Annotated in this window: 11 protein-coding genes; 10 read left to right on the forward strand and 1 reads right to left on the reverse strand. The window is 58.4% G+C overall.

What is annotated here, in order from left to right; all coding sequences use genetic code 11:
- Positions 1-6 precede the first annotated feature (6 nt).
- Complete coding sequence (locus tag ACYVL5_RS16320; protein ID WP_460596633.1) at positions 7-234, forward strand: YkgJ family cysteine cluster protein; 228 nt, start codon at positions 7-9, stop codon at positions 232-234.
- An 86-nt stretch (positions 235-320) separates the two neighbouring features.
- Here the strand turns inward: ACYVL5_RS16320 and ACYVL5_RS16325 are convergent, their stop codons facing one another.
- Positions 321-1040: a UDP-2,3-diacylglucosamine diphosphatase gene (locus ACYVL5_RS16325; RefSeq protein ID WP_460596634.1), complete on the reverse strand. Its 720-nt coding sequence runs from the start codon at positions 1038-1040 to the stop codon at positions 321-323.
- A gap of 175 nt (positions 1041-1215) precedes the next feature.
- Here ACYVL5_RS16325 and ACYVL5_RS16330 point away from each other — a divergent pair, with 175 nt between their 5' ends.
- The 9 genes from ACYVL5_RS16330 (at position 1216) to ACYVL5_RS16370 (ending at position 8079) form a co-directional block, all read left to right on the forward strand.
- Positions 1216-1644, forward strand: coding sequence for a UPF0158 family protein (locus tag ACYVL5_RS16330; RefSeq protein ID WP_460596635.1), 429 nt, complete (start codon positions 1216-1218; stop codon positions 1642-1644).
- Between the two features lie 146 nt (positions 1645-1790).
- Positions 1791-2861: an AI-2E family transporter gene (locus ACYVL5_RS16335; protein ID WP_460596636.1), complete on the forward strand. Its 1071-nt coding sequence runs from the start codon at positions 1791-1793 to the stop codon at positions 2859-2861.
- A gap of 349 nt (positions 2862-3210) precedes the next feature.
- Complete coding sequence (locus tag ACYVL5_RS16340) at positions 3211-3726, forward strand: rhodanese-like domain-containing protein (protein WP_460596637.1); 516 nt, start codon at positions 3211-3213, stop codon at positions 3724-3726.
- Positions 3723-4181: a DoxX family protein gene (locus tag ACYVL5_RS16345; RefSeq protein ID WP_460596638.1), complete on the forward strand. Its 459-nt coding sequence runs from the start codon at positions 3723-3725 to the stop codon at positions 4179-4181. Before ACYVL5_RS16340 ends, ACYVL5_RS16345 begins: the two co-directional genes overlap by 4 nt.
- A gap of 79 nt (positions 4182-4260) precedes the next feature.
- On the forward strand, positions 4261-4842 hold the full coding sequence (plsY, locus tag ACYVL5_RS16350; protein WP_460596639.1) for a glycerol-3-phosphate acyltransferase: 582 nt from the start codon (positions 4261-4263) through the stop codon (positions 4840-4842).
- Between the two features lie 229 nt (positions 4843-5071).
- Positions 5072-5332: a BrnT family toxin gene (locus tag ACYVL5_RS16355; protein WP_460596640.1), complete on the forward strand. Its 261-nt coding sequence runs from the start codon at positions 5072-5074 to the stop codon at positions 5330-5332.
- The gene (locus ACYVL5_RS16360; RefSeq protein WP_460596641.1) at positions 5325-5627 is read left to right on the forward strand and encodes a BrnA antitoxin family protein; all 303 of its coding nucleotides are present in this window, start codon (positions 5325-5327) and stop codon (positions 5625-5627) included. Before ACYVL5_RS16355 ends, ACYVL5_RS16360 begins: the two co-directional genes overlap by 8 nt.
- A gap of 509 nt (positions 5628-6136) precedes the next feature.
- Entirely contained in the window at positions 6137-6982 is an 846-nt protein-coding gene (locus ACYVL5_RS16365) for a tyrosine-type recombinase/integrase (RefSeq protein WP_460596642.1), read from the forward strand.
- A complete protein-coding gene (locus ACYVL5_RS16370; RefSeq protein ID WP_460596643.1) occupies positions 6979-8079 on the forward strand; it encodes an IS91 family transposase in 1101 nt (366 codons plus the stop codon). Before ACYVL5_RS16365 ends, ACYVL5_RS16370 begins: the two co-directional genes overlap by 4 nt.
- The last annotated feature ends 284 nt before the right edge of the window (positions 8080-8363 follow it).

Genomic DNA, 8363 nt, shown 5'->3' on the forward strand with positions numbered 1-8363 from the left:
GTCGAGATGGAGTGTGCAAGGTGCGGAACCTGCTGCGTGGCTCCCGACATCAGCACGTTGGGGAAAGGGGTAGGGGAGCGCTGCCGGCATCTCAACGAGCGCTTCGAGTGCGCTAGCTATGACGATCGTCCCGCCGTCTGCCGCGGCTACCGTCCGGACGCCATCTGCCGCGAGATCTCCGCTCCCACCCTGGAAGAGCGGGTGGCCGCCTACCTCAGAATTTTCGATCTGTAGGGTGGGCACCCCGTGCCCACGCGGGTTCAATGGGGGAAGCCCCGCCCCCTTCACTTGGAGAGGGGAAGAGCCGGGAGAGGACGGAGTCAGCGTTCATCGTACCGCTCCAGCGTGAGGATTCCATCCTCCCACTGTGCGTAGGAGAACTGGGTGATCCAGTCCCCCAGCGCGATGAAGGTATGCTTCCCTTCCCGCTGGAGTGTGGGGAGATGGAAATGACCGATGATGACGGAGTCGCATCCCTCGCGAAAGCGTTCGCGGGCGAAACCGGCCATGATCCTCGGGTAGTCCCAGCGGTGGCGCCGGTACTCGTGTTTCCCGCTGCTGCGCCGCGAGAGGTATGCCGCCGTCTTGGAGGCTAACTGGCGGGAGACCAAGGGGACCAGCGCCCCGACGGCCCTGCTGTGCAGCACGCACCGGAAGATGCGGTACCGGTAGTCCTCCCGGTTGATCAGGTCCCCGTGACCGAGGTAGACCCTGTTTCCTCCGATATCCACCACCTCCCCCTCACGGTGCACCTCGGCCTGCAGCTCTCTGCTGAAGAAGCCTGCGAGGTGGAAGTCGTGGTTCCCCTCGAAGTAGACGATCTTCACCCCGCGCCTCCGCACCTCCTTCAGGCAGTCGACCATCTCGCGGTAGTGCGGGTAGACCGGCTCCGGGTCACCGATCCAGAACTCGAAGAGATCGCCCAGTATGTAGAGGGTGTCGGTGTCGGCGGGAAGTTCGCGCAGAAAGGCCAGCAGTTTTCGGTAATTGGCGTCACCGGGGTTTCTCAGGTGGGCGTCGGCGATGAAGATCTTGCGCATTGGCGCAATATATACAAAAATGTCTCGAAGGCCAATGAGAAATGGCGTACCCTCATCTCCATGAACTCGTGGCCACTCTCACCTCAGGGGACATGGCGGCACCAGGCACCTCTCGATTGGCGAAGAGGGTTTCCAACGTAGAACATAGAACGTAGAACTGCAGTTAGGGAAATTCATGCAAGCGATGCGCAATCTTGAGATCGTGTGGGAGGACCTGATGGAGGCCTTCGAAAACACCGATCCGGATATGATTTTCTACCTCGACCGGGAGACGGGCGAGGTGTTTTCGGTGCCCTCGGACTACGACGATGACGCATTCTGGACCGAGGTGGAGATCCAGGAGGAGCGCTACCTGGAGATCCCGCACTACGACTACGGCCAGGAGCGTCAACTGGTGCACACCTTCATCCAGGGAATCGCCAATCCTCCCTTGAAGGCCATGCTGGTTCGGGCCTTCGTCGGGGCCCACGCCCACGGCAGGTTGGGCGAGATCCTCTCCTTCTACCCGGAAGAGTTGGAGCGCTACCAGGCCGTCCGTGAAGAGGCCTTGAATACCCGGGCCGCCCATTGGCTCGAGGAGCACGATATCTTTCCGCCTGTTTAGCCGGCCCGGATTGGAGTAGAACTTCCCGCGAGGCTGGTGACGGCCTGCAGTCGCAGAGAACTCCGCGGAAATCCCATCCCCATGCAGAGCGTCCCCCCTTTGTTAAAGGGAGGACAAGACAGCCGAGCACCATCTTGGGAGACCTTATGCTGTCGAAACCAAATACCGCCAATCGGGCCATGCTGACCCTGGCCGTCGTCGCCATGCTCTTCGCCGTAGGCCATCTCCTGCGCCACACGGCTTCCTGTTTTCTCCTCTCCTTCGTGATCGCCTACCTTCTTGATCCTTTCGTGGTGCATCTCGAGGGGAAACGGCTGTCGCGGGCGAAGGGGATCGTGGCGGTCTACGTCGTCCTTTCCATCTTCTCCGTCTTTTTCTTCTCCTTCTTCGTGCCGTTGGCGATCCTTCGCTGGCGCGCGTTGCTGCCGAACCTCCCGGTCTATCTCCAGGACATCAAAAACATAGCGCTCCAGTTCCAGACACGCTTCGAGCCGTTCTACGGCGCCGAGGAATGGAGTTGGCTGTTCGACAACGCGGTGGATTGGGTCAACAAGGTCGTCGCCGGTCTCGGCGCGGGCGTCTACTCTGCCGCCGCCAGCATGGTTTTCAACCTCTTCAACCTGATCCTCTCCCCGATCCTTGTTTTCTTCATGCTTTTCTACAAGCCGGAGATAAAGAGGACCGTGGCCGCGTGGCTTCCCGACAAGCGCAGAGCCGTCCTCCTCGATATCGGGAACGAAGTGAACGACAGCATCGGCGGTTACATCCGCGGGCAAGTCATCGTCTCCCTCATCGTCGCCATCCTCTCGGCCGCCGCACTTTTCGTTCTCGACGTCGACTATGCCCTCTTCAACGGGATCTTCGCCGGGCTCGCGTCCGTGCTCCCCTTCATCGGCGTAATAATCGCGATGATTCCCGCGCTTTTCTTCGCCTACGTCAAATTCCACACCTGGGTCGCCCTCGTCAAAGTAGGGATCGCCTTCGCCGTGATCTACTTCCTGGAGGGGTACCTCGTCAAGCCGCTGGTTTTCAAGCGCTCCATGAATCTCAACCCGCTGCTCACCATCATCATGGTAATGGCTTTGGGAGAACTGATCGGCTTCTGGGGGATCCTGCTGGCGATCCCGGTAGCCGCCGCCGCCAAGATCGTGTCCATGGCCATCCAGCGTGGAGATTTCCGCGACCCCGTCCCCGAAGAAAACAAAGAGATCGCCTGATCCGCCCTGTCCCTGCTGGCAGGCCAGCACGCCTCCCTCCCCTTAAACGGGAGATGCCGGCGTCAGCTTCCCACCCCCTTTAAAGGTTCCCTCCCCTTCAAGGGGAGGGACAGGGTGAGGATGGGGGTAAGGGGTAAGGGTTAAGCTGCCGGCCTCCATCCCTTAATGACAGGGTTGACCTTTTCCGGCAAAATAACGTACCATCTGTGATGTGCAAGCCATCGTCCCGCCGCTTTTCCCCTTCTTGAATCTTTCTGTTATGAATTTGAACTGAGTCCCGGCGTCTTTCGCGTGTGCGCGTGCGCCCCGATGGAAACCCGGATGGGAAGTTGAGGGGGCAGAGGATACCTTGAAGAATTCCTGGTTAGCCACATCATTGGAGATCGCAACCATCGTGCTGATTGCCGCCATCCTCGGAATCGGGTGGAACCGCACCCTGCTCGCGAGCGCCTGGAAGGGCGAGACGACCGTCCAGCAACCGGCCTCTTCGCAAGTTCAGGCGGCTCAGGCGGGAGGGGAGGAACTGATCCCGATGCCGATTCCCCTGGCGCAGGTCAAGGACATGCACGACGGCAAGCAGGCGATCGTGATCGATGCCCGCAGTGCCTCGTCGTTCACCCAAGGGCACATCACCGGGGCCGTCAGCCTTCCGCTGGAAGAGGCGCGCAAAAATCCCTCCTCCCTCAGGGGCCGCTTCTCCAAGGACGCCACCATCATCGCTTACTGCAACGGATTTTCCTGCCACGACAGCATGGATCTCGGGAAACTGCTGATGCAGGCCGGCTACGCCAACGTCTACGTGTACGAGGGGGGCTTCCCCGAGTGGCGCGATTCGGGATATCCGGTAGCCAAGGGGGGCGCATGAAGAACGTGACCCGTCATCTCCCTAGCGTGGCCAGAGTCGCCCTCGGTGGGATCTTCGCCTACGCGGCGGTCCTGAAGATCTCCAATCCGGTCGCCTTCGCCGGGAGCATCGCCGCCTACCAGATCCTTCCCTACTTCGCGAGCTACCTAACCGCCGCCATCCTGCCGTTTCTCGAACTGATCTGCGGCCTGCTGCTGATCTGCAACTACCGGGTGCGGGGCGCCGCGGTTATCGTCGGCGTGCTCAACCTGGTCTTCATGGCGGCGCTCGCTTCCGCCATCGTCCGCGGGCTCGACATCGACTGCGGCTGTTTCAAGCAGGGCGGCGCCAAGACTTCCCCCTGGCTGGCCATGGCCAGGGATGCCGTTTTTCTCGTAATGACCATCGTCGTCCTCAAGGCGCGCAACCGCCAAGAGGAAGCCGTCCTGGTCCCCCTCCCCATCCGGGAACAGTAGCTTTTCCGGGTCTCGCCTTGCAGTTTGCTCCGAAATGCTGTAGGATGCGCCAGATTCATTAACCTCTCCGGAGACCTCTTTGAAAGAATATGCGTTACTCGTCTGCGCCTATCTGCTCGGCTCAATTCCTACCGGATTGCTCCTGGCACAGGCTTTCGGCGTCAACATCCGCGAAACCGGCAGCGGCAACATCGGTGCCACCAACGTTTACCGTACCCTCGGTCGAAAAGTAGGGATTCTCACCCTCCTTGGGGATTGTCTAAAAGGGCTCATCCCCGTCCTGGTCGCCAAGGCCCTCCACCTCCCCGATATCTGGATCGCCTCCATAGGTCTCGCCGCCTTTCTCGGGCACGTCTACACCGTTTTCCTCGGCTTCAAGGGAGGAAAAGGCGTCGCCACCGCACTCGGCGTTTTTCTGGCGGCCTCGCCGCTTTCCGTGTTGGTCGCGCTCTTCGTTTTCGTCATCGTCGTTTACAAGTCCCGTTACGTCTCCCTCGCCTCCATCACCGCCGCGGCCGTGATCCCCGCCCTGGTTGCCGCCATCGAGCGGACCCCGGAGATGATCGTCATGTCCGTGATCATCGCCGCCCTCGTCATCTACAAGCACAAAGAAAACATCTCCCGTCTCCGCGCCGGCACCGAAAACAAGTTCAAAGCCTAACCCGACCCACTCCCTTACCCAAAAATCCGACATCGAATTCCGCCAAAACGTTCCCAAGGTTAACCAAGGGCACGAAATTTGGGAGCGCCGTCCCCCCCTTTAGGAAAGGGGGGATAGGGTGGATTTTATTCCACCCCTCCGCTGCCTTTAACGCCAATCCCTTCTTCTAAATGATTTTGTAGTAACGTTTTCATTGACTCCACACGATTTGGTTGTTACGTATATACCCATGAGGGTTACGTACGACTCCAAGAAAAACGAAATAAATATCGCTCTTCGCGGGCTCCCCTTTGACTTGATCGTTGATCTTGACTGGAGTAGTGCGGTCATCATTGAGGATACCCGTAAGGATTACGGAGAACGGCGCTTTCAGGTGTTCGGGAGCATCGAGGGGCGGCTCCACGTTGCTGTCTTTACCCCAAGAAATGGCGCTGTCCACGTTATCAGTCTGAGGAAGGCTAACATCCGAGAGGTGAAACGACATGGATAAAAAAACTAATCCTTTTCTTGTCGATGAAGAAAATCCCGAATGGACCAAGGACGATTTCAATAAGGCCCGCCCGGCAGGTGACGTTTTGAGGGAAGTCTTTGGCCAGGAGGCAGCTACTGAAATGCTCATCAAGAGGCCAGGAAGAGTAAAAGGGAGCGGCAGCAAGGAATCACAGACGGTCCGTTTCGACCGTGACATCCTCGCAGCCTTCAAGGCAACAGGCAAGGGCTGGCAAACCCGAATGAATAACGCCTTGCGCGAGTGGTTAAAAGACCACCCGACGCACCGCATCTGACAAAGACATCTTATCTAGCTGTCCTTAAGAGTACGGGTGGGGAGGTATATCCCCGCCCGTGCTTCACATGTTTTCCCTCCTTTGACTATCTCCCGCTTCCCCTTTGACAACAATAATGAATCCTTATATAGTCGTTTCCACCAATGTGGCCCCGCGTCTATGGTCAGGGAGCGTTTGAGCGAGTAGCAAAGAGTTTGAAAGAGTCGGCACGGGTGGATACCCAGAAAAACCGGCCATCCACCCCCAATGGCATGTTCTCCGACCCGTGGTTTCAATCATCTCCGCCACTTACGCCCACACGTTAATACCCCAAATGGTATTCTGAAACCCACAACCGGGCTGTTAGCAGCAATTTCTGGTCAATAACTTGTTGAACTAAGCCGCTGGCGCGGCAACAGTGAACCATCAAAAGGCGGTCTCTCAGGAGGCTGCCTTTTTTATTGCCGAATGTGACTATCCTTTCAAAGAACGGCCAGATCTGGCCGCAATTCAACGAAAGGAGAACAGTCATGACCGAGCTTCGCAAAAGAATGATGGAGGATTTACAACTTGCCGGGTACTCAAAACGCACGGAACACAGTTACATCGAGACGGTCAGGGTTCTGGCAAAGCATTACCGCAGGTCTCCCGACCTGCTGACCGACGAGGAGATCCGCCAGTTTTTCGTCTATCTCATCAACGAAAGAAAGCTCTCCAGAAGTTCGATCACTGTTTACCTCTGTGGCATCAAGTTCTTCTTCGAGAAAACGCTGAAACGTCCGATGGCTCATCTCGACATCGTGCGCTCCAGACCACCGAAACGGCTCCCGGTCGTTTTATCGCAGGACGAGGTGCGGACCATCTTGAAGCTGGTGCGACGCCCGATCTGCTGGATGGCGCTTGTGCTCATCTATGCCTGTGGGCTGAGGATCTCCGAAGGGGTCGCCCTGAAAACCAGCGACATCGATGGGAAACGACATCTGCTCAGGGTGCGCCGCGGTAAAGGTGGCAAAGACCGCTATGTGCCCCTTCATGATCGCCCTCTGGAACTTCTGCGAGGGTACTACCGGCAGTATTGCAAAGGTTCCTCCTACCTTTTCCCGTGGAAAGACGGCCACATACCCGCCGACACCGTGGAAAGGGCTTTCAAGCAAGCGCTGAAGGAGAGCGGCGTCGACAAGCCGGCGACGGTGCATACCCTTCGCCACTCCTATGCCACGCATATGGTCGAGAATGGCCTCGACATCGGCACCCTCAAGGGCCTCCTCGGCCATAGCAGCATTGTCACCACCAACATGTACACCCACTTGACGGAGCGGATCACCGCCCGCCTCCAGGTCAGCCTTGAAGGGATGATGGCCGCTCTTCAGCCGTGACCACCCTTGCCGACATCGTCGAGGCGTACGGGGACGCCTATCTGGCGGACTACGCCCCTAAACTGCTCCCCAGCCACCGAAGGGCGCTGGCCGACATCGGCGCCTGTCGTACGGAACGGATGGGAGGGCACGTCTCCCTGTGCGAGGAGTGCGGCCACCGGCACTATACGTATCATTCCTGCAAGAACAGGAACTGCCCCAAGTGCCACGGGACGGAAATCAGGACATGGCTCGAAAAGCGGGAAGCCGAGTTGCTGCCGGTGAGATACTTCCATCTCGTTTTCACCCTGCCCGGCGAACTGCGGGATCTCGTCCGCTCAAATCAGAAGACTCTCTACGCGATCCTCATGCAAAGCGCGGCGGAAGCTCTCGCCAAGATCGGCCTCGATCCACGGTTGGTGGGCGGCAAGCTGGGAATGCTGGCCGTGTTGCACACCTGGACACGCGCTCTCGAACACCATCCCCATGTCCACATGCTGGTGCCTGCGGGGGGCTTGGACGGGGATGGGGCATGGCGTCCATCGCGCAAGAAGTTCCTCGTGCCGGTGAAAGCACTGTCTCGCCTGTTCCGGCAGCGATTCGTGAAGCTGGCGAAACGGGCACTGCCTCACGTGACGTTCCCGCAGGAGGTCTGGAGCAAGGAGTGGGTCGTCTTCTGCAGGCCGACCTTCAACAGGGCGAAAAAAGTGCTCCGCTACCTCGGCCGTTACGTTCACCGGATTGCCATCACCGACAACCGTATCGTCTCCCACCAAGGCGGGACGGTGACCTTCCGTTATCAGAACAGCGGGACCGGTTCCTGGAAAACGATGACCCTCCCCGCCAAGGAATTCCTGCGGCGATATCTGCAACACGTTCTGCCGCAAGGGTTTCACAAGGTCCGCTATTACGGACTGCTAAGCCCTGCGAACCGAGTGACGCTGAAGCGGCTGCAACTGCTGCTGGCAGAAATGTACCGGCGGGATGAGGAAGAAGAGCCCGAGACTTCAAAAGGGTGGGAGCCCAGATGCCCCTGCTGCCAGGGAGTGATGGTGGTGGTCGAGTGGCTGCCGCGACGGGCGAGAAGCCCGCCGGAGGTAGACGCCGCCTATAGATGATAGGATTGCACGCGCCGGAAAGGGGTTGTACGCTATCGGTGCATCCAATGTCAGGAAATGTAATTGATGCCTGCGGCGATAATGCCTGGATCATGGCAGGATGACTGAAAAATCCGATGTCCAGTACGACGATCTCAGTTGAAATCCATTCATAAACCCCGTATTATCGCCCCTCAGCTAAAAGAAACCACGTATAAAAATCCAGGTAGCCGTGAGAGCCGAAAGCGGCTTAGCTCAACCAAAGTTTATGCGGCGGCTTCGCGCCGCATAAACTCTGACTCGTT

Source organism: Geomonas sp. Red276, assembly GCF_054784495.1.

Excerpts from the sequence above, each read along its gene's own strand:
- ACYVL5_RS16320 (WP_460596633.1), top strand. The coding sequence starts at position 7 with ATGGAGTGTGCAAGGTGCGGAACCTGCTGCGTGGCTCCCGACATCAGC.
- ACYVL5_RS16325 (WP_460596634.1), bottom strand. The coding sequence starts at position 1,040 with ATGCGCAAGATCTTCATCGCCGACGCCCACCTGAGAAACCCCGGTGAC.
- ACYVL5_RS16330 (WP_460596635.1), top strand. The coding sequence starts at position 1,216 with ATGCAAGCGATGCGCAATCTTGAGATCGTGTGGGAGGACCTGATGGAG.
- ACYVL5_RS16335 (WP_460596636.1), top strand. The coding sequence starts at position 1,791 with ATGCTGTCGAAACCAAATACCGCCAATCGGGCCATGCTGACCCTGGCC.
- ACYVL5_RS16345 (WP_460596638.1), top strand. The coding sequence starts at position 3,723 with ATGAAGAACGTGACCCGTCATCTCCCTAGCGTGGCCAGAGTCGCCCTC.
- ACYVL5_RS16355 (WP_460596640.1), top strand. The coding sequence starts at position 5,072 with ATGAGGGTTACGTACGACTCCAAGAAAAACGAAATAAATATCGCTCTT.
- ACYVL5_RS16360 (WP_460596641.1), top strand. The coding sequence starts at position 5,325 with ATGGATAAAAAAACTAATCCTTTTCTTGTCGATGAAGAAAATCCCGAA.
- ACYVL5_RS16365 (WP_460596642.1), top strand. The coding sequence starts at position 6,137 with ATGACCGAGCTTCGCAAAAGAATGATGGAGGATTTACAACTTGCCGGG.